This is a genomic window from Qipengyuania sp. (assembly GCF_043423005.1).
Lineage (GTDB): Bacteria > Pseudomonadota > Alphaproteobacteria > Sphingomonadales > Sphingomonadaceae > Qipengyuania.
This window is the reverse complement of the sequence record NZ_JBHWMI010000087.1, coordinates 1-21,215: the sequence shown is the minus strand read 5'-3', so window position 1 is coordinate 21,215 and position 21,215 is coordinate 1. Positions and strand designations below refer to the sequence as shown.

The following is a 21,215-nucleotide window of genomic DNA, read 5'->3' as shown; positions in this document are numbered from 1 at the left end:
ACACGGCACTGCCTCGGGCACGAAAAGGCCGCGCGAAGCATCCCTCCGCGCGGCCCTTATGAGCCGGTAAGGCCGGATCGATCAGCCCAGCGGGCGGCTCGATCCGAAGAACAACGCCTGGCTGATCGCGGCCCGCACGGTCTGTTCCTGGAACGGCTTGGTGACGAGATAGGTCGGCTCGGGCCGATCGCCAGTGAGCAGACGTTCGGGGTAGGCGGTGATGAAGATCACCGGCACGCTGTCCATCGCAAGGATATCGTCCACCGCGTCGAGCCCCGATGAACCATCGGCCAGCTGAATGTCCGCCAGTACCAGGCCGGGGGTCTTCTCCGCGACCACTTCCTGGGCCTGCGTCCGGGTGGCGGCGGTGCCGCACACCTCATGACCGAGCGAGGTGACGAGATCCTCGAGCTGCATGGAGATCAGCGGCTCGTCCTCGATGATGAGGACGCTGGTAGAAGATTCGCGGTCGATTTCCTGCACCGCTTCCTGCACCAGATTTTCGATTTCGGCCGGGGGCAGGTCCATGATCTCGCCCGCCTGATCGATGGAGAAATCCTCCAGCGTGGTCAGCAGCAGTGCCTGCCGGTTGAGCGGCGTGATCGATTTCAGGCGGTTCTGCGCGGCGCTTTCGTGGCTGCCTTCCGAGGATGCATCGGGCACGTCCATATAGGCGCTGGCCCAGACCTTGTTGAACGCCCGGTAGAGCGGCACCCGCCCGCCTTCGAGCGAGCTCTTGAGCTGATCGTCAGCCAGCGCCGCCTCGAGCGTGGCGCGCACGAAAGCATCGCCGGTGGCCTGTGATCCGGTGAGCGCACGGGCGTAGCGACGAAGATAAGGCAAGTTCCGAGCTATCTGGTCACCAAGTGACATAAGACCCCTTCCATGGTTTCGTGCCGGTAACGTGCGCCTTGCCGCTTGGGTTCCGCAGTGTCCCGGATGCCTGCGCGCTGTGACATGCCTGAACCCTGAGTCAATCGCCAAGGCAGGGCTTTAAGAACGCCGACCAGACAGGGCCGAACTTTTTTTCAGGCGGCGGGAACCCCCGAACGGCTCGGCCATTTGGTCTATGTCACCGCCGAGACCCCCCCTCCCGTCCAAGCGGCTGGTGATACGATCCCGAAAGGCCTTCGCTCCTAATCGAGCGAAGGCCTTTTTTTCCTGTCTTTTGAAAGCCGGACCGCAAGCCGTACACAACGGTCGCGGACGGTCTAACTAGCGCAGAACCTGGCGGATGCGGGAGAACAGCCCGCGGGCTTTCGGTTCGCGCAGCGCCGCGATCAAGTCAGCCGGGGGATAGGGTTTTTCCAGAACCACGCCGATGGCCGCGATCGTCTCGGGAATGTCGTGCGGGCTGCCGGTGGAAAAGATGATCTGCGGCCGATCCGCGCCGAGGGTTGCGACCAGTTCGGCAATCGCCCAGCCATCGTCGCGATCGGCCAGATGCACGTCGAGAACGATTGCCCCGGGGGTCGCCCGGCGCAGCGCGGCAAGGGCATCGTCTGTGGTCGAGGTCAGTTCCACCGTGGCGATGCCGGCGTCGAGCAATGCCGTTTCGATGCCGATCGCGAGCACCGGATCGTCTTCCACGACAAGAACGCTCCGGGGGAGCCGCGCGGGATCCTTCATGTCTGCTGCCACCGGGCCCTCCCTCGATCACGCGGTCGCTGCGGATCCGTCCCCGCTAACGAGAGCGGACGACTCGGGGTTCCCCCCGATGGCGGAACCTAGCGCTTTTTCGTAAATGACGTATTCCCGGTTGATCCGGCTGCCGATCGCATCGGCGATGGCCATCATGCCCTTGTTGTCATCGAGGATCCAGCCGATCTCGGCCCGGCGCGAGCGGAAGGTGCCGTAGGCGCTCTGGCGGATGCGATCGATCAGCATGAAGGCAAGCTGGCTGGCGAGGCGCGAGTTCTGCAACTCGCGCAGCACGCCCATCAGCGGCACCCGCATCCCCATGCCCCGCGGCCTGCGCAACCAGGCGAGCAGCCGTGCCCAGCCGAACGGGAACAGCCGCCCGTCGATCTTGCGCAAGACGTCGTTGATATCGGGCAGCGTCAGCATGAACGCGACCGGCCGGCCATCGAGTTCGGCGATCATGTTGAGATCGCTGAAGATCACCGGTTTCAGCTTCTTGCCGGCATGGGCGATTTCCTCGGGCGTGAACGGGACGAAACCCCAGTTGCGCGACCAGGCATCGTTGAGGATTGCAAGGATGGTCGCCACCTCTTCGTCCCAGCGGCCGGTGTCGACCGGGCGGATGCGGATGCGCTCGTTGCGCTCGCCCGACCTGACGATCCGCTCGACCAGGGGGGGGAAACGCTCGCCGATCTCGAGATCGTAGGTCAAAAGACGCTTGGCCTCGGCATAGCCGGCCTGTTCGATCCAGCCCGCGTAATGCGCCGGATGGTGCCCCATCATGATCATCGGGGCATGATCCTGCCCCTTTACCAGCAAACCCGGTTCCTCCCAGATCGACAGCGAAATCGGGCCGAGAATGCGGTTCATCCCCTGCTCGCGCAGCCACCCCTCGGCGGTGTCGAGCAGGGCGCGCGCGACCTCGTCATCCTCGGCATCGAAATAGCCGAAGAAGCCCGTTCCCGGCCCCATGCCCTGATCGCACGGCAGCAACAGGGCCAGTTTGTCGATATGCGCGGCGATCCGCCCGACCGGCCGATCGCCCCGCCGCGCGATGAACAGTTCGACTAGCGCATGGCCGAAGAACGGGTTCCTCGCCGGATCGACCAGTTCGAGCATCTCGGACCGCAGTTGCGGAACCCAGTGCGGTTCGCGTGCGGCGAAGCTGAGGCCGAGGTCGACGAAGCGCGCGCGCTCGCGCTTGCTGCGGGCGGGCGCGATAACTATCTTCTTTTGCGACACGGGCGGCGTCCTCGTTCAGGGCGGGTTCGCTCTGGATAGGCTTGGGATGGCGATGTCAAGAACCCCCCGCAGGCCGGGCGGGGGATGGCACGAGGGCCCGGTTGGACAGGAATTGCAGGATTACGTCATGAATGCACAACAGGCTCTCGGCCGCGCCGGCGATGCCCCCGCGGCCCGCCCCGAAGGGCGCGGCTGGCACGCCCAGATCGCCGACGACAAGGCGATGCTGCGCGGTGCCCGCGACCTGACGCTAGACATCGCTCAGGCGCGTCCGGGCATCTACTGGACCGACATGATCCTGTCGGCCCTGATCGGATATGGCGCGATGGCAGGGGCGATCCTGACCGACAGCACCTTGCTGGCCATCGTGCTCGGCCTGGTTTCGTCGCTGGCGTTGTACCGCGCCTTGCTGTTCATCCACGAAATCTCGCACCTGCGCAACGGCGCGCTGCCGGGGTTTCGGGCCGGCTGGAACGCATTGGTCGGCATTCCGCTGCTGACGCCTTCGTTCATGTACGAGGGCGTCCATACCATCCACCACAAGCGTACCCAGTACGGCACCATCGAGGATCCGGAGTATCTCCCGCTGGCCCTGATGAAGCCGTGGAGCCTCCCGCTGTTCGTCATCGTTTCGGTGCTAGCGCCGATTGCGCTGCTGTTTCGCTTCGCCGTGCTGGTCCCGCTGGGCGCGCTGATCCCGGCGGTTCGCCGGCTGACGTGGGCGCGCTTTTCCGCGCTCGCTATCAACCCCGCCTTCCGCCGCCGCCCGGCCGAAGGCGATCTCGCGCCGCGGGTGGTGCGGCTCGAGGCACTGGGCTTCGTCTGGTCATGGATCGTGATCGGCGCAGCCTTCGCGCTCGGCTGGCGGGCCTTGCTGATCGCCCTTGGAATCGTCTCGCTGACCGCGCTGCTCAACCAGCTTCGCACCCTCGTCGCGCATCTGTGGGAGAACGAGGGCGAGGCGATGACGGTGACCGCGCAATTCCTCGATTCGGTTAATGTCCCGCCCCCCGGCTTCATCGCGGAGATCTGGGCCCCGGTCGGGCTGCGCTATCATGCCTTACATCACCTGATGCCCTCGATGCCCTATCATTCGCTGCCCGAGGCGCACCGCCGGCTGGCCCGCGAACTGGGCGAGGAATCGACCTATCACGGGGCCAATCACAAGGGCATGGCGCCGCTGGTCACCCGCATCGCGCGCAGCACGATGGGCCGCCCGCGCGGCTGATCCGGGCAGAGGGGCGCGAAAGGCCGCCCCCATCGGTGCCTGGAGACGGCCCTCCCCGGATGCCGGCACACCGGCCAAGGTAAGCGCATGCCCGGAAGGCACGGGCCTGCGTTCAGTCTAACGTGCGGATATGACGGAATCGATAACCGTCTGAGGCATCATTCCTCGGTCCGGATCAGGACCGTTTCGCCGATCAGGGCAAACAGGAAGAACGGCGACCATGCGGCGAGGAACGGCGGATACCCGCCGAAACTCCCGAGGGCGAGGGCCGCATTGTCGACCACGAAATAGGCAAAGCCCAGCGCCATCCCGATAATCGCGCGGACGAACAGCTGGCCCGATCGCGCCAAGCCGAAGGCCGCCACCGCACCCAGGAGCGGCATCAGGAACGCCGAAAGCGGGCCCGAAAGCTTGTGCCACCATTTGGCGCGCAGCTCGCTGGTCCGGCGGCCGGCTTCCGCGAAGGTGGTGATCGCCGGGCCGAGCTCCCAGAAAGGGACCGCATCGGGTTCGATCTCGACCAGGTCGAACTGGCTTGGCGACAATCCCGGCGCGATTGTGAGGTCCGGGGCCGTGGTGGTCGAGGCGGTGGCGACGTCGAAGCGGCGGACATCCTCGAGCCGCCAGCCGGGCGCGGCGTAGCGCGCCGTTGCCGCATCGATCTGCTCGATCAAACTGCCTTGTGCGTTGCGGCGGTAGAAGGTGACGCCGGTGAGGGCGACGGCCTCGCCCCGCCCGGTCGCCTGACGCGCGGTCAGGACATTGCTGCCTTCGGTCACATAGACATTGGCGCGGACGCCGGAGGCCTGCGGGATCGGCCCGTATTCGGCCGCATCCCAGGCCGCCAGGGTCGCCGTTGCCCGGGTCACGACGCGTTCGTTGAAGACGAAGCTGAACACCGACAGGGCCAGCGCCGTCAGCAGCAGCGGGGCCAGCACCTGATGCGCCGACAGCCCCGCCGCCTTCATCGCGATGACCTCGCTGTTCTGGTTCAGCGTCACCAGGGTGATCAGCGTGGCGAGGAGGACCGAATAGGGCAGGAACCGCTGGATCAGTTGCGGCACCCGCAGACTGGCATAGGTCAGCAGTTCCTGCTGGCCGTTGCCGGGCACCGCCAGAATATCGCCGCTGGTCGACAGCAGGTCGAGCATCATCAGGACCAGCACCAGCATGACGAGCACCGCAAAGATGCGCAGTGCGAACATCTTCGCAAGGTAGACCGTCAGTGTGCGCGAGGGGAAGAAATCGAACATCGCCAGCCCTATTCCGCCGCCACCGGGGCGACCCGGCGGCGCGGGCGCAGCAACCGGCCGAGCCGCTTGCCAAGCTTGGCGAACCAGGTTTCGAGCGCCCCGATCGCCTGCCCGCCGGGCACATAGGCGACCCGCCAGTACATCCACACGATCAGTGCGGCGAAGACGAAGAACGGTCCCCACAAGGCGATGGTGGGATCGACCCGGCCCAGCGCGGCGACGTCTTCGCCGTACTGATTGATCTTGTGGTAGGCGACCACCATCACGATCGACAGGAACACGCCCAGCGCGCTGGTCGATCGCTTGGGCGGGATGCCCAGGGCCACCGCCAGCAGCGGCATCAGCGCCATCATCACCACCTCGACGAGGCGGAAATTGAAGCTGGCCTGGCTGGCATCGCGCACGTCGGCGGGCTGTTCGCGCGACCAGCCGATGCGCAGCAGTTCGGGCAGGATGAATTCGCGCGTCTCGTCGCCGCGCTCCCTGAATCGTTCGATCGCCGGCAGGTCGATCGGCAGATCGTGCCGGGTGAAGGTGAAGACCCGCGGATGGGTCGAGCGGCTGTCCTGCACGATGGTCCCGTCGGTTAGCCGCAGGATGATGGTGTCCTGGCTGTCGGCCGTGGCGAGGAACGCGCCTTCGCGGGCGGCAATCGACATGACCTGCCCGCCATCGGTGCCGATGCGGGCGAAGATCCCGTTGAGGCTGCGCCCCTTGTCCTCGCTCTCCTCGATGCGCAGCGCCATGCGGTCGCCCAGCGTGGTGAACTCGCCGACCTTGATCGACGCGCCGAGCGCGCCCGAACGCAATTCGTATTCGAGGCGTTCGTAGGTGTAGCGCGAGACCGGCTGGATGAAGAAGACCAGCGCCACGTTTAGGGCCATCAGCACCGCGGTGATCGCATAGGGGATGCGCAGCAACCGTCCATAGCTCATGCCGACCGCACGCAGCACGTCGAGCTCGCTCGACGTGGCGAGCTTGCGGAAGGCGAGCAGGATCCCGAGCAGCAGCCCGAGCGGGATGGCGAGGCTGGCGTATTCCGGGATCATCGTCGCCAGCATCTTGAAGACGACCCCGATCGGCCCGCCCTCGACGGCCACGAAATCCAGCAGCCGCAGCATCTTGTCGAGCGTCAGCAAGGACGCCGCGATGGCGAACACGCCCAGCATCGGGACGATCACCAGCCGGAAGATGTAGCGGTCTATCGCGGGAAGGAAATTGAACACGAAGGGTCCGGTTGCAGGCGGCAAGGAAACCCGCCCCTACCTGCAAAAAACGCCCGCGTCATGCCCTGCCTGTCAAGCGGGGGCCTGCCAAGCGGGGGCCGGCGGCGGGCGTTGCCTGGGCTCAGGCCTTTTCGAGCGTGCATTGCAGGGGGTGCTGGTTCTCGCGCGCGAAGTCCATCACCTGGTTGACCTTGGTTTCAGCCACTTCGTAGGTGAACACACCGCATACCCCCACGCCCTTCTGATGGACATGCAGCATGACGCGGGTCGCCTCCTCCATGTCCATGCGGAAGAAGCGCTTGAGGACGATGACGACGAATTCCATCGGCGTGTAGTCGTCGTTCAGCAGCAGCACCTTGTACTGGCTGGGCTTCTTGGGCCGCGTACGGGTCTTGGTGGCGACGCCTGTCTGGCTCTGCCCGTCGCCCTCATGCGTGTCGTTGCCGCCGGGGACCGAAGCGGCGAGAACCGGGGGCAGGGGGGCGGTGAAGGTCATCGGGGGCGCACTATCGTATCGTGGGGGAGCATCGCAAGCATCGAAGGGACGAATATGGGATGCCTTGCGCACCTGCCAAGCGGGGGCGGCACAACTTCGCTGCCACACGCGAAAAGGGCCGGACTGCATGAAGCGGTCCGGCCCATCGGTATCATCGTCCGGCAGGAGAGAGGGAGAGGAACGCGCCGGCCGATGAAACTGTCGCTGCCGATCAGGCGGCGCGCGCAACCTTGTCGGCGGCGAGGCTCATGCGGTTCGAAACCGGCGCGAAAGCCTCGTTGGCGAGCTTGATCATGGCTTCGGTGCTGCGCGAAGCGGTGGCGACCATCGCATCGAAATTGCGACGGGCGATCTCGCCCTGAAGCTGAAGCATCTCGGTCGGCGACTTGGCGGACGTCAGCTTGCGCATGTCGTCCTGCATGGTTTCGGCGGCCGTGCGCGCCTCGTCGGCGTAGGTGCGGCCGAGGTCTTGCAGGCCCGAGACCAGGATGCGGCTCTATTCGACGAAGGCTTCGACGTTGCCCTTGCCGAATTCGACAGCTTCCGAAGTCATTTCGGTGCCCTTGCCATAGACAGCCTTCATGCGCTCCTGGGCGGTGGCGGCCATGTCGGCGGTGTTGCGGGTCATCTTTTCGGCTTCGTGATTGGTGGTATCGGCCATGGTATCTTCCTTGATGGTCTGAATGGGGGTGCTTGCGGCATCATCGCCGGCAGGAACTTTGGCAGGGTGGGGATCGCCTTCGGCGGCAACGGCCTGTTCGATCGCCGTTTCGTCCACCGGGGGCGGGGCGTCCGTCGCCACAGCTGCCGCAACGGCAGCCAGGCTCACCTCCGTATCCGGCTTGGCCGCGGCGGGGGGCGCGGCTTTCTTCTTCTGATTTCGGCTCTGGGCCATCACATACCTCTTTGTTGCACTGCACAAATAGGCGCCGATGACGCAAGGGTCAAGGAATTATTGTGCAGTGCACAATGAGCCTACCGGGCCATGACGTAGCGTCCGGGCGCATCCTCGATCACCTGGTCGCCCGCGCCGCCCGGTACCCGCCGCCCCGTCGCAGCGACGGTGGCGGGGGCCTGGCCGCGGAGCCATTCGATCCAGTCAGGCCACCAGCTGCCCTTGTGCTCGCTCGCGCCTTCGCGGAACGCCTCGAGGGTCGCGGGCGACTGGTCGTTGGTCCAGTACTGGTACTTTCCCGAGGACGGCGGATTGACGACGCCGGCGATGTGCCCCGATCCGGCAAGGACGAAGCGCAGCGGCCCGTTGAAGTGTTCGGTAATCTTCCACACGCTTTCGGCCGGGGCGATGTGATCTTCCTTGCCTGCCTGCACATAGGTCGGTGTTCGGACCTGGCCGAGATCGATCGCCTCGCCGTCGATCGTAAGCGCGCCGGGCTGGACCAGCTTGTTGTCGCGGTAGAGGTCGCGCAGATACTGCCGGTGCCACTTGGCCGGCAGATTGGTGACGTCGCCATTCCAGTGCAACAGGTCGAAGGCGGGGTAATCTTCGCCCAGCAGGTAATTGTTGACCACGTAGTTCCAGATGAGGTCCGTACCCCGCAGCAGGTTGAACGCCGCCGCCATGTACCGCCCGTCGAGATAGCCGTCGGTGCTCAAGGTCTCGATCGTCGAGAGCTGCTGATCGTCGATGAAGTTGAGGAGGTCGCCCGCCTTGCCGAAATCGACCTGCGCGGTGAAGAAGGTGGCGCTGGCCACCTTGTCGGCCTCCCCCCGCGAATGCAGCAGCGACAGTGTTGCGGCAAGCGTGGTGCCGGCCACGCAATAGCCGATAGTATGCACCGCCGGCACCTCGAGCCGTTGGCGCACCACATCGATCGCCTCGATCTGCGCGCGGATGTAATCGTCCCACACGATCTCCGCCATCGACGCATCGGCCGATTTCCAGCTGACCATAAATACGCTGACCCCCTGGTCGAGCGTCCAGCGCACGAAGCTTTTCTTGGCGTTGAGGTCGAGGATGTAGAACCGGTTGATCCACGGCGGGAAGATGACGAGCGGGGTTTCCAGCACCTCGTCGGTCGTCGGGGTGTACTGGATCAGCTGGTAGAGCGGGGTTTCGTGAACCACCTTGCCCGGCGTGTTAGCGATGTTTTCGCCCAGCTTGAAGGCGCCGCTGTCGGTATGGGTCAGCTGGCCGCGGCGCAGGTCCGCCAGCAGGTGCTCCATTCCGCGCACGAGGTTCTCGCCCCTGGTTTCCAGCGTTCGTTCGAGGACGACGGGGTTGGTCAGCGGGAAGTTCGCCGGGCTCGCCGCATCGGTGATGGTGCGGGTGGTGAAGCGCAGCTGGTCCTTCTGCTGCGGGGTCAGCCCGTCCATCTGCTCGACCATCTGGGCGACGCGCTCGGCGAGGAACAGATAGGTCTGGTGGATGAGCGCGAAGGCCGGATGCGCGCGCCAGCGCCCGTCGGCAAAGCGGCGATCCTGGCGCGGCAGCTGTGGCCCGGCCTGCCCTTCGGTGCCGCCGTCCGCCCCCGGGGCATACTGGGCCAGCACCTGTTGCCACAGGCGAAACCCTTCGTCCCACAGCGCCTGCTGCTGCTGCGCCTGGGCGAGCGGCATCTGGCGGTACCAACTGCTCGCCAGACCCATCCACCGGGAAGAATCGAACACGGCCGAAAGGGTTTCCGGGCGGCTCAGCTGTTCTGCCTGATATTGCATCCACAGCGCTTGCAGCCGCGTGCCGACCTCGGTCCAACGGGCGATATCGTCGGGCGTGAAGGCGGCCGCGCCGGTTCCCGCGAAGGGCGCGAAGAAGGCCTCGGCCAGCTTCATCTGGTCCTCGAACGCGGAGGCGGCCGAGGCGCTACCGGCGGCGGGCTGGGCGGACGGGTTGGGACTGTCGGTCATGGCGGCAAACCTCGCGAACTGGGCGGGCACGGCACCGCCCGGCCTTCACGATAGGCAATACGCGCCAGCTTTGCACCAGTGCCGTTGCGCAGGCGGTGCGATGAGGTATCAAGGCGAACGGCAACCCGGCTGGAGGGATTTGTGTCCGAGGAATTCTACCGCATCAAGCGTCTGCCCCCCTATGTCATCGCGGAGGTGAACGCGATGCGCCACGCCGCACGGCGGGCGGGGCGCGATGTCATCGATCTCGGCATGGGCAACCCCGACCAGCCGCCCCCGCAGCACGTGATCGATAAGTTGTGCGAAGTCGCGGCCAAGCCCGCCGCGCACGGCTATTCGCAATCGAAGGGCATTCCCGGCCTTCGCCGCGCGCAGGCCAATTACTATGCCCGCCGTTTCGGGGTGGAACTCGATCCCGAGCGCGAGGTGGTGGTGACGATGGGCTCGAAAGAAGGCCTGTCTTCGATGGCTACCGCGATCACCGCGCCGGGCGACGTGGTACTAGCGCCCAGCCCGACCTATCCGATCCACACCTTCGGCTTCATCATCGCCGGGGCCACGATCCGCGCCGTGCCGACCACGCCGGACGAGCGCTATTGGAAGGCGCTCGACAATGCGATGGCCTTCACCGTTCCGCGGCCGACGGTGCTGGTGGTGAATTATCCCAGCAATCCCACCGCCGAGGTGGTCGATGTCGCCTTCTACCAGCGGCTGGTCGACTGGGCGCGCGAGAACCAGGTGTGGGTGCTGTCGGACCTGGCCTATTCGGAGCTCTATTTCGACGGCAAGCCGACGCCGTCCATCCTTCAGGCCAGGGGCGCGAAGGACGTGGCGGTCGAATTCACCTCGATGTCCAAGACCTATTCGATGGCCGGTTGGCGGATGGGCTTCGCGGTCGGCAACCAGGAACTCATCGCCGCGCTGACGCGGGTGAAAAGCTATCTCGATTATGGCGCTTTCACTCCGATCCAGGCGGCGGCCTGCGCTGCACTCAACGGGCCGCAGGACGTGGTCGAGCAGAACCGCGAACGCTATCGCCGGCGGCGTGACGTCATGGTGGAAAGCTTCACCCGCGCCGGGTGGCCCATCCCGGCGCCCGCTGCCAGCATGTTCGCCTGGGCGCCGTTGCCGCCCGGGTTCGAGGGGATGGGCAGTCTCGAGTTTTCCAAGCGCTTGCTGGAACATGCCGGCGTCGCGGTGGCCGCGGGGGTTGGCTATGGCGAGGAAGGCGAAGGCTTCGTGCGCATCGCCATGGTCGAGAACGAGCAGCGCATCCGCCAAGCGGCGCGGAGCGTGAAGCGGTTCCTGGCCGAACACACCCCCGCCGCCCAGCCCGTCGCCTTCGCGCGGAGGGCGCAGGCATGAGCGGCGCGGACGGCGGCCGGGTCGCGATCGACTGGCTTGACGGCGGCATCGCGCACGTCCGCCTGACCCGGGCAGACAAGATGAACGCGCTCGACCCGGCGATGTTCGATGCCATCATCGCGGCGGGCGAGACGGTCGCGGCGCGGCCGGGGGTGCGGGTGGCGGTCTTGTCGGGCGAGGGGCGGGCGTTCTGCGCCGGGCTCGATACCTCCCGCTTCGCCGAAGCTTCTGCGACCGGCGAGGGCACTTTGGCCGAACGCACTCATGGCAATGCCAACCGCGCGCAATACGCGGCGATGGTCTGGCGGCAATGCCCGGTGCCGGTGATCGCGGCGGTTCACGGGGTGTGCTTCGGCGGGGGCCTCCAGATCGCCAGCGGGGCCGACCTCCGCGTGGTCCACCCACAGGCGCGCATGGCGATCATGGAGATGAAATGGGGCCTCGTCCCCGACATGGCCGGCTATGCCCTGTGGCGCGGGCTCGTGCGTGACGACAGCTTGCGCGAACTGGTCTACACCAATCGCGAATTTTCGGGCGAGGAGGCCGTCCGCCTGGGCCTCGCGACCATTCTCGATGACGATCCGCTGGCCCGGGCACTTGCGCTGGCCCGCGAGATCGCGGCCAAGAACCCCCACGCGATCCGCGGCGCGAAACGCCTCTTTCGGGTAATGCACGAGGACGGCGAGGATGCGATCCTGCTGGCCGAGAGCCGCGAACAGGATGCCATCATTCGCCAGCCCAATCAGGTCGAGGCGGTGATGGCGGCGATGCAGAAACGCGCTCCGGTGTTTCCCGAGGACTGAGCCTCAGCCGAAGATCGCCGCGCTCTGCATTCCGTCGAGCATCGCCTGGCCATCGGTATTCCACAGCCGCAGCCCCTCGGACGAATAGCCATCGTCGGCATATTGGCAGACCGCCTCTGCCAGCCACCACCCGTCGCGGGTTTCGGGCGCGGTCGAGAGAAGGTTGAAGCTCCAGTTGATCGAGCTGATGGGTCCCATCCGCCGCATCACCCGCATCGCGCCGGGCGGCAGGACATCGCCCACCAGGATGATCTGCGAGACGGGGTCGAGCGCGCCGGCATCGGTCAATCGGGCCCAGCGACGCACCAGCGGCTTGCCATCGGCACCCGGTTCTGCGGCCCGCCGGATTTCGAAGTTCCGGGCGATGAACGCCGGTCCCGCCTCGTGCATTGCGCTATCCTGCGCCTCGGGCGGGTCGGGCACGGGGGTGACCGGATCAGCCGGACGAAGCGCATTGGCCTCGCGCGTCTCGCCAAACAGCCACAGCCCGGTCAACAGCACCCCGCTCTCGCCGAGGATTTCGCTGCGCACCTGGGTGACATTGCGGCCCTGGCGCACGATCTCGCGCCTTATCTCGAAACTGTCGCCCACCGGGCCGACGAAGCCGACCTGCGCCGCGCGCAGCGGCGGCAGCCCGTCGAACGCCTTGATCGCGGCGGTATAGGCAAGGAGGGCAGACGCCCCGCCATAGAGCGTGCGGCCCTGCATCCAGTCGGCGGCATTGTCGAGGCGGGTCGCGCCGCCTTGCGCGGTGATCGCCTCTGTCAGCGAAGAAATGGTCATGCCGGCTGCTTGGACACAATCGCCGCCCCCGTCCAGCCCGCGATAGCCGATTGCATTGCCGCGCCGGACCCGCTAGTCCGCCGCTCTCCCGCGTCGAGGCCCGATGGCGGAGTGGTTACGCAGAGGACTGCAAATCCTTGCACGCCGGTTCGATTCCGGCTCGGGCCTCCAATCCTCCTTGCCGCGAAAGTTCAGATCCGCGCGTCGGTCACCGCATTGGCTTCGCCGCCGATGACGAAGATCCAGATCAGCAGCGAAGCGATCCAGCCCGCGTTGAAGATGATGATGGCCAGCCAGATGGCCCCGCCCGAGGCCTGCTTGCGGCCCGGTCCGCGGACGAAATCGTTGGACCGGCTGGCCGAAAACAGCCCGATCACGTCGCGCAGGTGCAGCAGCAGCCAGATGCCGGCGATCAGGGTGGCTGTGGCGCACAGGCCGATGAGGGCGGGAAAGAACCAAAGCGGCATGAGCTGTCCTTCTTGACTGCGGCGGCTAGACCGCGGAGCTGAAACGGCGGGGCGAAAGCTGGCGGTAGGGATCGAACAGGGCCGCGATGGTGCGTGCATAAGGAAGCCCTTCAGGCGCGATCGACAGGCTGTCGGCGGCGATCGAGGCGAGCCCCCGGTCCACGAAGGGCGCGAGGCCGTGGCGCGCCGCCTCGAGCAGTGCGGGCGGCACTGCTGCATGGCCGCGGCACAACAGCTGCTCGATGATAGCGCCGCGCAGCCGGTCGTCGGCAGAGCGGCGGATGCCGCGCTCGCCGACGAGCTGCCCGGCCCCCGCCTTCATACGGTAGCGTCCGCTGTTCTTCTCGTTCTGGACGAGGAGGTGCGGAAAGGACGAGATCGCCGATGCGCCGAGGCCGATAAGGGTCGCGGCATCGTCGTCGGTAAACCCCTGAAAATTGCGCCTCAGCGTTCCGCCCAGCGCCGCCACCGCCAGCGGGTCGCCGCCGGGCCTTGCGAAATGGTCGAACCCCACTGCCGTGTACCCGTGCGTGACGAGATAGGCATAGCCGGCCGCCGCCATGGCGAAGCGGGTCGCCTGATCGGGGAGATCGCTGGCATCGATTGCCTTCTGCCGGAGGACGATGTGCGGCACGTGGGCATAGCCGAACAGCGCGATCCGGTCCGCCCCCAGCACGCGGGTGCGTTGCAGGCTGTCCATCAGATCCTCGTGAGACTGGCCGGGAAGGCCGTACATGAGGTCGAAGTTGAGCGAGGTGACGCCTGCCTCGCGCAGCAGGTCGGTGGTTTCGACGATCAGCGCCTCGTCCTGCACCCGCCCGATCCGCTCCTGGCAATGGCTGGCGAAGGTCTGCACGCCGAGGCTTGCGCGGGTGATGCCGACGCTGGCGATCACCTCGGCCCATTCGCGCGACATGGTCCGCGGGTCGAGTTCGATCGAATAGGCGGGGTCGATGAGCCCGAAACGGATGGTCAGCGCATCGACCAGGCGGACGAAATCGGTCGGCGCGATGGCATTGGGGCTGCCGCCGCCGAACGCGACGCGCCGCACGCGGGTGCCGGACGGAAGGGCGCCGGAGACGGTTTCGATCTCGCGGTGAAGCGCATCGAGATAGCTTTCCAGCCGGTGCCGCCGCCCTGCCGCCCCGGTGTTGCAGCCGCAATAGAAGCAGATTTTCTCACAGAACGGGATGTGGACGTAGAGCGAGACGTCGCCTTCCACCTGCGCCAGCGCCGCACGATGATCGTCGCGCCCGATTTCACCGAACTCGGCAGCGGTGGGAAAGCTGGTGTAGCGGGGGACGGGGGTCGCCAACAGATCGGGATGATAGGGCCACATGCTGGCCGTAGTGCCGGGGCGGGGCCGCGCCGTCATTGCGCTCGATCAATTTGCTTGCGCTGGCACGCCGCGTGGCAGGCCTTGATTGCGCAATCCGCGGGCATCTCTGGCGCCTTGCCGGGGATCGGCACCTCCACCGTGCGCACCTCCCCGCCCGAGCACAGCGAGACCGACATGGTTGCACCGTTGGCAGGCGTCGTGACGAGGGCGAGCGGGGCGAGGGCGACCATGGCGAGCCACAGGGCGGTCATGGCAGATCCTGGTCCTCGTCATCGATCAGGATGCGGTTGGCGGCGCCGTCCAGATCTTCGAACTGGCCGTTGCGCATCGCCCAGAAGAACAGCGCCAGCCCCGCCGCGCCCATGCCCAGCGCGACCGGGATGAGATAGGCCAGCACGCTCATCCGCGAACGCCCCTGGCGGCGCGGGCGAGGCGCAGCGAATTGGCGACCACCACGATCGAGCTCAGCGACATGGCGAGCGCGGCGATCAGCGGGGTGACCATGCCGGCGAGCGCCAGCGGCACGGCAAGGATGTTGTAAGCGACGGAAAAGGCGATGTTCTGCCGCACGATCCGCATTGTCGCCCGGGCGACCGATACCGCCAGCGCGACCGGCATCAGCCGCTCGCCGATGAAGACGGCATCGGCCGCCTGTTGGCTCGCATCGCTGGCTGTGCCGGGCGCGATGGAGGCATGGGCGGCGGCGAGCGCCGGCCCATCGTTAAGGCCGTCGCCCACCATCAACGGTCGGTGGCCGGCAGCCTTGAGTGCCTCGAGCCGCGTCAACTTTCCAGCCGGGTCGATCCCGCCTTCGCCGGCAAGGCCGAGTTCGCGGGCCACCGCCGCCACGGCCGGGGCGCTGTCGCCGGAGAGGATTTGCGGCGCGAGACCGGCGGTGCGCAGGTCAGCGAGCGCTTCACGCACATCGGGCCGCAAGCGGTCGGCAAAGGTGATGGGGATCGTGCGCGCGCCGATGCGCAGCTGCACGCTCGGCGCGCTCGTGACCTCCGCGGCCCGCTCGATTGCGACTGGCGTTCCGGCGATGGTTCCGGTCACACCCTTCCCCGGCTCTTCGCGAACATCCTCGACAGGAGCGGGGACAACGCCCGCAGCGGCGAGCGATTTCGCCAGGCCGACGCTGAGCGGATGACGGCTCGCCTGCGCCAGGGCCAAAGCGACCGGACGGTCCTGCTCGGAAAGCGGCGCGATGTCGGCGCGCATCTCGCCAACGGTGAGCGTGCCGGTCTTGTCGAACACCGCGACGTCGACCTCGGCCAACCGCTCGAGCGCGCTGCCGTCCTTGACCAGCAGGCCCTTGCGGATAAGCGCGCCCGAGGCGACGACTTGCGCCGCCGGCACGGCGAGGCCCATGGCGCAGGGGCAGGTGATGATCAGCACCGCAATCGCGATCACCAGCGACTGATGCCAGCCGGCACCGGCGATCATCCATCCGGCGAAGGCCAGTGCGGCAAGGGTGTGGACTGCCGGCGCGTAAAGGCGCGAGGCGCGGTCTGCGATGCGGACATAGCGGCTGCGCGATTGCCCGGCCTCGTCCATCAAGCGGGCGATTTCGGCCAGCGCGGTATCGCTGCCCGCGGCGGTGATCCGCACGCGGATCGGCTCGACGAGATTGATCGCCCCGGCATGGACGGTGTCGCCGGGGGCGACCCGTTCGGGCGTGCTTTCGCCGGTCAGCATCGAATTGTCGATCGTGCCGCCGGCGCCCTCGACCACCCCGTCCGCCGCCAGCGCCTCTCCGGCCGCGACCAGCATGACCATGCCCGGCGCCAGCGCCTCTGCCGGCACCCGCATGATCGAGCCGTCGGCCTGCTCCACCCCGGCACTGCGCCCCATCCGCCCCAGCAGCGCACCGATGCCGGCGCGCGTGCGGTTGCGCATCGCGGCATCCAGCGCCCGGCCCGAAAGGAGGAAGAACAATAGCATCACCGCGCCGTCGAAATAGGCGTGTTCGCCCCCGGTGACGGTCTCGTAGAGGCTTAGCGCGGTCGCCAGCACAACCCCGATCGAGATGGGCACATCCATGTTGGTGCGCCGATGCCGCAGCGCCATCGCGGCCGAGGCGAAGAACGGCCGGCCTGCGTAGGCGACCACGGGAATGGCGATGAGCGCCGAAAGCCAGTGGAACAGCTCGCGCGTCACCCCGCCGGCGCCCGACCACACGCTGACCGACAGCAGCATGATGTTCATCATGCCGAAGCCAGCCACCGCCAGAGCGCGCAGCAGGCTGCGGGTTTCGCGATCGTCCTGCGCCAAGGGATTGGCGGCGACGGCCTGCGCCTCGAAGCCGAGCCGGCGCAGCTCGTCGACCAGATCCGCCTCGCCGATTTCGGGAAGGTGGCGCACGGCCACCCGCTTGGACGAAAAGTTGACCCGCGCGGCGGCGACCCCCTCGACCCCGGCCAGTCCGCGTTCGATCTTGGCGATGCATCCGGCGCAGCGCATGCCCGGCACGGTCAGCCGGGTATCGACCAGCGGCAGCGCCTGCCCGGCGGCAAAAACCGTCGGCGCGTTCATTCGAGCGGCATCTCGTCCGCCCAGCGGCGGGTGCCGTCGGTGATGGTAACCCGCGCGATCCAGCGCCCGGGGGCGACCGGCTGGCGCGAAACGTAGCGTCCCGGGGCCGCCGCATCGAAGGCGAGCCGGGTGGTTTCCGGGCGGCCCAGCGGGCGCCGCAATTCGGCCGTGATCGTCGCCGTCTCCGGAACGCCGGTGGTGGCGAGCGCGATCCGCCCGCCGCCTTCGCGAGTGGCGACCGCATCCCAGCCCAGCTGCTGTTGCCGGCGCGCGGTCTCTAGCCAGCCATTGTATTTCTGGCTGGCGACATAGGAATTGTCGACCACGACGCCGCCGAATCCGCTGGTCGCCAATGCCGCCATCAACAGATTGACCGCGATGACGATGCCGAAGCCGGCGACCATCACGGCCGTCATGTGCCGCCCGGTAAACTCGCGTCTCATTGTGCGTCCCCCGGGGCCGAGAAGCGCGTGGCCACCGTATCGCTTTCACGCTGCTCGTCGTTGGACGTGATGGTGAAGGTGAAATCGCGCGCCGTGGTTCCGGCGGGCACCATCACATAGGCCCGCACCGTGCGGGTCTCGTCGGCTGGGACCGTCACCGTCTGGGTCGGCGCGGCGTCCTGGCGGCGGATCGTATCGGACCACATCACCGCCCCCGGCAGGCCGGCGAGCGACACCGTCATATCGCGCGGGCGGCTTTCCATGTTGCGCAGCTTAAGAGTGAAGGCATTGCGGATCGAGCCGTCGCTCATCAGCATGAAGGGCGGGTTGCGATCGGGCGAGACGCTGAGATCGGTATGGCTGCGCACGCCGAGCATGAACAGCAGGCCGAGCCCGATACTCCCCCAGATGAGCGAATAGGCGATGGTGCGCGGCCGCAGCAGCGTGCGCCACGGCGAGCGAGGGGTTTCGCCATTGGCCTCGCGTTCGCAATCCTCCAGCGTCGCGTAATCGATGAGGCCGCGCGGGCGGCCGATTTCGGCCATCACCTTGTCGCAGGCGTCGATGCACAGGGCGCAGGTGATGCAGCCGACCTGCGGCCCTTCGCGAATGTCGATCCCCGTGGGGCAGACCGAGACGCATTGAAGGCAATCGATGCAGTCGCCGTATTCGCCCGGATGCTTCTGCGCCTTCTTCACGCTGCCACGCGGTTCGCCGCGCCAGTCCTTGTAGGTGACGATCAGCGATTTCTCGTCCAGCATCGCGCTCTGGATGCGCGGCCAGGGGCACATGTAGATGCACACCTGCTCGCGCATGAAACCGCCCAGCGTGACCGTGGTCAGCGTCAGGATCGCGACCGTGATATAGGCGACCGGCGCCGCTTCGAGCGCGAAGAAATCGCGCACGAGCGTGGGCGCGTCGGCGAAATAGAGGATCCACGCGCCGCCGGTGAGAAAGCCGATGACGAGATAGATCGACCACTTGAACGCGCGCCGGAAGACCTTGCCCCAGGTCCACGGCGCGGCATCCAGGCGGATGCGGGCATTGCGGTCGCCATCGACGAAGCGGTCGATGTGCTGGAACAGGTCGGTCCACACGGTCTGCGGGCAGGCATAGCCGCACCACGCCCGGCCGACCGCGCTGGTGACCAGGAACAGGCCGATGCCCGCCATGATCAGCAGCCCGGCGACGAAGTAGAACTCGTGCGGCCAGATCTCGATGCCGAACATGTAGAAGCGGCGGTTGGCAAGATCGATCAGGACCGCCTGATCGGGGGCGTAGGGGCCACGGTCCCAGCGCAGCCACGGGGTGATGTAGTAGATGCCGAGGGTGACCAGCATCACGAACCACTTGAACCGCCGGAACGGCCCGTCGACGCGCTTGTTGTGAACCGCGACGCGTTTCTCGAACAGCTTTTGGGGCAGGTGCGTGCGGGCCGGTTCGTGAGGTTCGTGGCGCAGCGTCGTCGCCTCGGGCCGGGCGACGGCGCTGCTTACCGGATCGTTCGTCTTGGCGACCCCGTCCTCGACCACGACCGACCAGTCGCGGCCATCGCCGGGCTTGCGTTCGTCAGGGTTGCTCATCGACTGTTTCGCCCGGTTGTTCGGCGACCTCCACGAAGTCTTCGCCGCCCCCGAGCGAGTGGACATAGGCCGCCAGCATCTTGATCGTCACCGGATCGAGCCGCCCTTCCCAGGCGGGCATCTGGCCCATCCGGGGATTGAGGATCTGGCGCGCGATATCCTCGCGGCTTCCCCCGCGCAGCCAGATTGCATCGTTCAGCCGCGGAGCGCCCAGTTCCCGGCTCCCTTCGCCGGCCGGCCCGTGGCAGACCACGCAATTGTTGGCATAGACCTCGGCCCCGAGCGGGCTCGTCCGGGCCTTGCCGCTGAGCGACAGCACATGGCTGACGACGGCATCGAGCTGCGCCGGTTCGAGCGCGCCCGCGAATGCCGGCATCACGCTCATCCGGGTGCGTTCGTTGCCGGCTTGACGGATGCCGTGGACCAGCGTGTATTCGATGGCCTTGAGGTCGCCGCCCCACAGCCAGTCGTCGTCGTTCAGATTGGGATAGCCCAGGGTCTGGCTGCCCGCCGCGCCCGCGCCGTGGCACTGGCTGCAATGGACCTTGAAGGCCGCATTCCCCCCCGCGACCGCCTGCGCCATCAGTTCGCTGTCCTCGTTCAGGCGTTCGATCGGGATCCGCGCCAGCGCCTCGCGCACGCTGACCCGCGACTGATCGGCGACCGACATCTCCTGCGCCAGCTGTCCGCGGCTCGACCAGCCGAGCACCCCTTCGGTCGCCCGTTCGATCATCGGCCATGCCGGGTAAGCGATGACATAGCCGAGCGAGAACAGGATCGTCAGCCAGAAGGTGATCAGCCACCAGCGCGGCATGGGGGTATCGAGTTCCTCGATCCCGTCCCATTCGTGGCCGACGAGGCGGGTTCCGGTCGGCTCGTCGATGCGCTTATTCGCCATCGCTGTCGTCCTTGAAGATGGAGTGCGCGGCGGCGCGGTTGTGGCGCTTGGCGCCGGGGCGGAAAGGCCACAGGCACAGCACCAGGAAGACCGCCATCATGGCGATCAGGCCATAGCTGTCGGCGAAGTGGCGCAGGGTCTCGTACAGGCTCATCGCCCCTTCTCCTGCGCCAGTTCCTCATGAGGTCCGCCGCTTTGAAAGTCGATCAGCGTGCCGAGCATCTGGAGATAGGCGACCAGCGCGTCCATCTCCGTCAGCCGATCGGGATTGCCGTCGAAATCGCGCACCTGCGCCTTGGGATAGCGGCCGATGAAATCCTCGACATCGCCTTCGGCATCGGGCGTCGCCTGCAACGCAAGGTCGGACAGGGCCTGTTCGATATCGCGATCGGAATAGGGCACGCCGACCCGGCGCAGCGCCCGCAGGGTCGCCGCCGGATCGCCGATCTCGAGATCGGTTTCCGACAGGAAACGGTATTGCGGCATGACGCTTTCGGGCACCACGCTCTGCGGGTCCTGCAGGTGCTGGACGTGCCATTCGTCGGAATAGCGACCGCCGACCCGGGCAAGGTCGGGCCCGGTGCGCTTGGAGCCCCACTGGAACGGATGGTCGTACATGCTTTCGGCCGCCAGGCTGTAATGGCCATAGCGTTCGATCTCGTCGCGGAAGGGACGGATCATCTGGCTGTGGCAGGTATAGCAGCCTTCGCGCACGTAGATGTCCCGCCCCGCCTGTTCGAGCGGGGTATAGGGCCGCACGCCTTCGACCGGCTCGATCGTGTTGTCGATCCAGAACAGCGGCGCGATCTCGACCACGCCGCCGATCGCAACGGCGACGAAGGTCAGCACGCCCAGGAGGGTCACGTTGCGCTCGATCCGCTTGTGGCCCTTGACCGTCAGTTCGACGTCGAGGGGTTCCTCGGCCTCGAGCCTGGCGTCACTCGGCGTTTCTTGCGAAGGTTTTGTCATCTTGGCTTACTCGGCAGGTTCGGCGACGATCGGGCGATCGGCCACGGGATCGTAGGCGGCGTCGGTCATCGGAGCTTCG

Annotated in this window: 23 protein-coding genes and 1 tRNA gene; 4 read left to right on the top strand and 20 right to left on the bottom strand. The window is 66.9% G+C overall.

Annotation, left to right across the window (positions count from 1 at the left end; translation table 11 throughout):
- Nucleotides 1–81 precede the first annotated feature (81 nt).
- From ACHFFA_RS11865 to ACHFFA_RS11855, 3 genes are all read right to left on the bottom strand, one after another.
- Nucleotides 82–873 (bottom strand): response regulator, encoded by a 792-nt coding sequence (locus ACHFFA_RS11865; RefSeq protein ID WP_394271040.1) that lies wholly within the window; start codon nucleotides 871–873, stop codon nucleotides 82–84.
- Between the two features lie 342 nt (nucleotides 874–1,215).
- Entirely contained in the window at nucleotides 1,216–1,641 is a 426-nt protein-coding gene (locus ACHFFA_RS11860; protein WP_394271039.1) for a response regulator, read from the bottom strand.
- Nucleotides 1,642–1,656: 15 nt separating this feature from the next.
- Entirely contained in the window at nucleotides 1,657–2,883 is a 1,227-nt protein-coding gene (locus tag ACHFFA_RS11855) for an N-acetyltransferase (protein WP_394271038.1), read from the bottom strand.
- A 127-nt stretch (nucleotides 2,884–3,010) separates the two neighbouring features.
- Here ACHFFA_RS11855 and ACHFFA_RS11850 point away from each other — a divergent pair, with 127 nt between their 5' ends.
- The gene (locus tag ACHFFA_RS11850; protein ID WP_394271037.1) at nucleotides 3,011–4,111 is read left to right on the top strand and encodes a fatty acid desaturase family protein; all 1,101 of its coding nucleotides are present in this window, start codon (nucleotides 3,011–3,013) and stop codon (nucleotides 4,109–4,111) included.
- 158 nt (nucleotides 4,112–4,269) lie between these two features.
- Here the strand turns inward: ACHFFA_RS11850 and lptG are convergent, their stop codons facing one another.
- The 6 genes from lptG to ACHFFA_RS11820 all read right to left on the bottom strand — a co-directional run bounded on the left by lptG (nucleotide 4,270) and on the right by ACHFFA_RS11820 (nucleotide 9,951).
- Nucleotides 4,270–5,364 (bottom strand): LPS export ABC transporter permease LptG, encoded by a 1,095-nt coding sequence (lptG, locus tag ACHFFA_RS11845; protein ID WP_394271036.1) that lies wholly within the window; start codon nucleotides 5,362–5,364, stop codon nucleotides 4,270–4,272.
- An 8-nt stretch (nucleotides 5,365–5,372) separates the two neighbouring features.
- The gene (locus ACHFFA_RS11840) at nucleotides 5,373–6,590 is read right to left on the bottom strand and encodes an LptF/LptG family permease (RefSeq protein WP_394271035.1); all 1,218 of its coding nucleotides are present in this window, start codon (nucleotides 6,588–6,590) and stop codon (nucleotides 5,373–5,375) included.
- Nucleotides 6,591–6,711: 121 nt separating this feature from the next.
- Complete coding sequence (clpS, locus tag ACHFFA_RS11835; RefSeq protein WP_394271034.1) at nucleotides 6,712–7,086, bottom strand: ATP-dependent Clp protease adapter ClpS; 375 nt, start codon at nucleotides 7,084–7,086, stop codon at nucleotides 6,712–6,714.
- 211 nt (nucleotides 7,087–7,297) lie between these two features.
- Nucleotides 7,298–7,573, bottom strand: coding sequence for a phasin family protein (locus ACHFFA_RS11830; protein ID WP_394271051.1), 276 nt, complete (start codon nucleotides 7,571–7,573; stop codon nucleotides 7,298–7,300).
- A gap of 9 nt (nucleotides 7,574–7,582) precedes the next feature.
- A complete protein-coding gene (locus tag ACHFFA_RS11825; RefSeq protein WP_394271033.1) occupies nucleotides 7,583–7,981 on the bottom strand; it encodes a hypothetical protein in 399 nt (132 codons plus the stop codon).
- A gap of 80 nt (nucleotides 7,982–8,061) precedes the next feature.
- Complete coding sequence (locus ACHFFA_RS11820; protein WP_394271032.1) at nucleotides 8,062–9,951, bottom strand: PHA/PHB synthase family protein; 1,890 nt, start codon at nucleotides 9,949–9,951, stop codon at nucleotides 8,062–8,064.
- A 141-nt stretch (nucleotides 9,952–10,092) separates the two neighbouring features.
- On the opposite strand from ACHFFA_RS11820, the gene ACHFFA_RS11815 reads away from it, so the two are divergent.
- Together ACHFFA_RS11815 and ACHFFA_RS11810 are read left to right on the top strand one after the other, a co-directional pair.
- The gene (locus ACHFFA_RS11815) at nucleotides 10,093–11,316 is read left to right on the top strand and encodes an LL-diaminopimelate aminotransferase (protein ID WP_394271031.1); all 1,224 of its coding nucleotides are present in this window, start codon (nucleotides 10,093–10,095) and stop codon (nucleotides 11,314–11,316) included.
- Nucleotides 11,313–12,119, top strand: coding sequence for a crotonase/enoyl-CoA hydratase family protein (locus ACHFFA_RS11810; RefSeq protein ID WP_394271030.1), 807 nt, complete (start codon nucleotides 11,313–11,315; stop codon nucleotides 12,117–12,119). The genes ACHFFA_RS11815 and ACHFFA_RS11810 overlap by 4 nt, the downstream gene beginning before the upstream one ends.
- A 3-nt stretch (nucleotides 12,120–12,122) precedes the next feature.
- Here ACHFFA_RS11810 and ACHFFA_RS11805 read toward each other — a convergent pair whose 3' ends face one another.
- A complete protein-coding gene (locus ACHFFA_RS11805; RefSeq protein WP_394271029.1) occupies nucleotides 12,123–12,902 on the bottom strand; it encodes a thioesterase family protein in 780 nt (259 codons plus the stop codon).
- Between the two features lie 97 nt (nucleotides 12,903–12,999).
- Here ACHFFA_RS11805 and ACHFFA_RS11800 point away from each other — a divergent pair.
- Nucleotides 13,000–13,073: transfer RNA gene (locus tag ACHFFA_RS11800), tRNA-Cys, on the top strand.
- A gap of 20 nt (nucleotides 13,074–13,093) precedes the next feature.
- On the opposite strand, the gene ACHFFA_RS11795 is transcribed toward ACHFFA_RS11800, so the two are convergent.
- The 10 genes from ACHFFA_RS11795 to ccoO are packed head-to-tail and all read right to left on the bottom strand — an operon-like array spanning nucleotide 13,094 to nucleotide 21,136.
- Nucleotides 13,094–13,369, bottom strand: a complete 276-nt coding sequence (locus ACHFFA_RS11795) for a hypothetical protein (RefSeq protein WP_394271028.1) — start codon at nucleotides 13,367–13,369, stop codon at nucleotides 13,094–13,096.
- 25 nt (nucleotides 13,370–13,394) lie between these two features.
- Complete coding sequence (locus tag ACHFFA_RS11790) at nucleotides 13,395–14,708, bottom strand: radical SAM protein (RefSeq protein ID WP_394271050.1); 1,314 nt, start codon at nucleotides 14,706–14,708, stop codon at nucleotides 13,395–13,397.
- 32 nt (nucleotides 14,709–14,740) lie between these two features.
- Complete coding sequence (locus tag ACHFFA_RS11785) at nucleotides 14,741–14,959, bottom strand: hypothetical protein (RefSeq protein WP_394271027.1); 219 nt, start codon at nucleotides 14,957–14,959, stop codon at nucleotides 14,741–14,743.
- Nucleotides 14,956–15,111, bottom strand: coding sequence for a cbb3-type cytochrome oxidase assembly protein CcoS (gene ccoS, locus ACHFFA_RS11780; RefSeq protein WP_394271026.1), 156 nt, complete (start codon nucleotides 15,109–15,111; stop codon nucleotides 14,956–14,958). The genes ACHFFA_RS11785 and ccoS overlap by 4 nt, the downstream gene beginning before the upstream one ends.
- Nucleotides 15,108–17,243 carry a heavy metal translocating P-type ATPase gene (locus ACHFFA_RS11775; protein WP_394271025.1) on the bottom strand — a complete coding sequence of 712 codons (2,136 nt, stop codon included), beginning with the start codon at nucleotides 17,241–17,243 and terminating at the stop codon, nucleotides 15,108–15,110. The genes ccoS and ACHFFA_RS11775 overlap by 4 nt, the downstream gene beginning before the upstream one ends.
- Nucleotides 17,240–17,686 (bottom strand): FixH family protein, encoded by a 447-nt coding sequence (locus tag ACHFFA_RS11770; protein ID WP_394271024.1) that lies wholly within the window; start codon nucleotides 17,684–17,686, stop codon nucleotides 17,240–17,242. The genes ACHFFA_RS11775 and ACHFFA_RS11770 overlap by 4 nt, the downstream gene beginning before the upstream one ends.
- Nucleotides 17,683–19,269, bottom strand: coding sequence for a cytochrome c oxidase accessory protein CcoG (gene ccoG / locus ACHFFA_RS11765; RefSeq protein WP_394271023.1), 1,587 nt, complete (start codon nucleotides 19,267–19,269; stop codon nucleotides 17,683–17,685). The genes ACHFFA_RS11770 and ccoG overlap by 4 nt, the downstream gene beginning before the upstream one ends.
- The gene (gene ccoP, locus ACHFFA_RS11760) at nucleotides 19,256–20,167 is read right to left on the bottom strand and encodes a cytochrome-c oxidase, cbb3-type subunit III (RefSeq protein WP_394271022.1); all 912 of its coding nucleotides are present in this window, start codon (nucleotides 20,165–20,167) and stop codon (nucleotides 19,256–19,258) included. Before ccoP ends, ccoG begins: the two co-directional genes overlap by 14 nt.
- Nucleotides 20,157–20,321, bottom strand: coding sequence for a cbb3-type cytochrome oxidase subunit 3 (locus tag ACHFFA_RS11755; RefSeq protein WP_394271021.1), 165 nt, complete (start codon nucleotides 20,319–20,321; stop codon nucleotides 20,157–20,159). The genes ccoP and ACHFFA_RS11755 overlap by 11 nt, the downstream gene beginning before the upstream one ends.
- Nucleotides 20,318–21,136: a cytochrome-c oxidase, cbb3-type subunit II gene (gene ccoO / locus ACHFFA_RS11750; RefSeq protein WP_394271020.1), complete on the bottom strand. Its 819-nt coding sequence runs from the start codon at nucleotides 21,134–21,136 to the stop codon at nucleotides 20,318–20,320. Before ccoO ends, ACHFFA_RS11755 begins: the two co-directional genes overlap by 4 nt.
- Nucleotides 21,137–21,215 lie beyond the last annotated feature (79 nt).

Excerpts from the sequence above, each read along its gene's own strand:
- ACHFFA_RS11865 (WP_394271040.1), bottom strand. The coding sequence starts at position 873 with ATGTCACTTGGTGACCAGATAGCTCGGAACTTGCCTTATCTTCGTCGC.
- ACHFFA_RS11850 (WP_394271037.1), top strand. The coding sequence starts at position 3,011 with ATGAATGCACAACAGGCTCTCGGCCGCGCCGGCGATGCCCCCGCGGCC.
- lptG (WP_394271036.1), bottom strand. The coding sequence starts at position 5,364 with ATGTTCGATTTCTTCCCCTCGCGCACACTGACGGTCTACCTTGCGAAG.
- clpS (WP_394271034.1), bottom strand. The coding sequence starts at position 7,086 with ATGACCTTCACCGCCCCCCTGCCCCCGGTTCTCGCCGCTTCGGTCCCC.
- ACHFFA_RS11825 (WP_394271033.1), bottom strand. The coding sequence starts at position 7,981 with ATGGCCCAGAGCCGAAATCAGAAGAAGAAAGCCGCGCCCCCCGCCGCG.
- ACHFFA_RS11820 (WP_394271032.1), bottom strand. The coding sequence starts at position 9,951 with ATGACCGACAGTCCCAACCCGTCCGCCCAGCCCGCCGCCGGTAGCGCC.
- ACHFFA_RS11810 (WP_394271030.1), top strand. The coding sequence starts at position 11,313 with ATGAGCGGCGCGGACGGCGGCCGGGTCGCGATCGACTGGCTTGACGGC.
- ACHFFA_RS11805 (WP_394271029.1), bottom strand. The coding sequence starts at position 12,902 with ATGACCATTTCTTCGCTGACAGAGGCGATCACCGCGCAAGGCGGCGCG.
- ACHFFA_RS11795 (WP_394271028.1), bottom strand. The coding sequence starts at position 13,369 with ATGCCGCTTTGGTTCTTTCCCGCCCTCATCGGCCTGTGCGCCACAGCC.
- ACHFFA_RS11790 (WP_394271050.1), bottom strand. The coding sequence starts at position 14,708 with ATGTGGCCCTATCATCCCGATCTGTTGGCGACCCCCGTCCCCCGCTAC.
- ACHFFA_RS11785 (WP_394271027.1), bottom strand. The coding sequence starts at position 14,959 with ATGACCGCCCTGTGGCTCGCCATGGTCGCCCTCGCCCCGCTCGCCCTC.
- ccoS (WP_394271026.1), bottom strand. The coding sequence starts at position 15,111 with ATGAGCGTGCTGGCCTATCTCATCCCGGTCGCGCTGGGCATGGGCGCG.
- ACHFFA_RS11775 (WP_394271025.1), bottom strand. The coding sequence starts at position 17,243 with ATGAACGCGCCGACGGTTTTTGCCGCCGGGCAGGCGCTGCCGCTGGTC.
- ACHFFA_RS11770 (WP_394271024.1), bottom strand. The coding sequence starts at position 17,686 with ATGAGACGCGAGTTTACCGGGCGGCACATGACGGCCGTGATGGTCGCC.
- ccoG (WP_394271023.1), bottom strand. The coding sequence starts at position 19,269 with ATGAGCAACCCTGACGAACGCAAGCCCGGCGATGGCCGCGACTGGTCG.
- ccoP (WP_394271022.1), bottom strand. The coding sequence starts at position 20,167 with ATGGCGAATAAGCGCATCGACGAGCCGACCGGAACCCGCCTCGTCGGC.
- ACHFFA_RS11755 (WP_394271021.1), bottom strand. The coding sequence starts at position 20,321 with ATGAGCCTGTACGAGACCCTGCGCCACTTCGCCGACAGCTATGGCCTG.
- ccoO (WP_394271020.1), bottom strand. The coding sequence starts at position 21,136 with ATGACAAAACCTTCGCAAGAAACGCCGAGTGACGCCAGGCTCGAGGCC.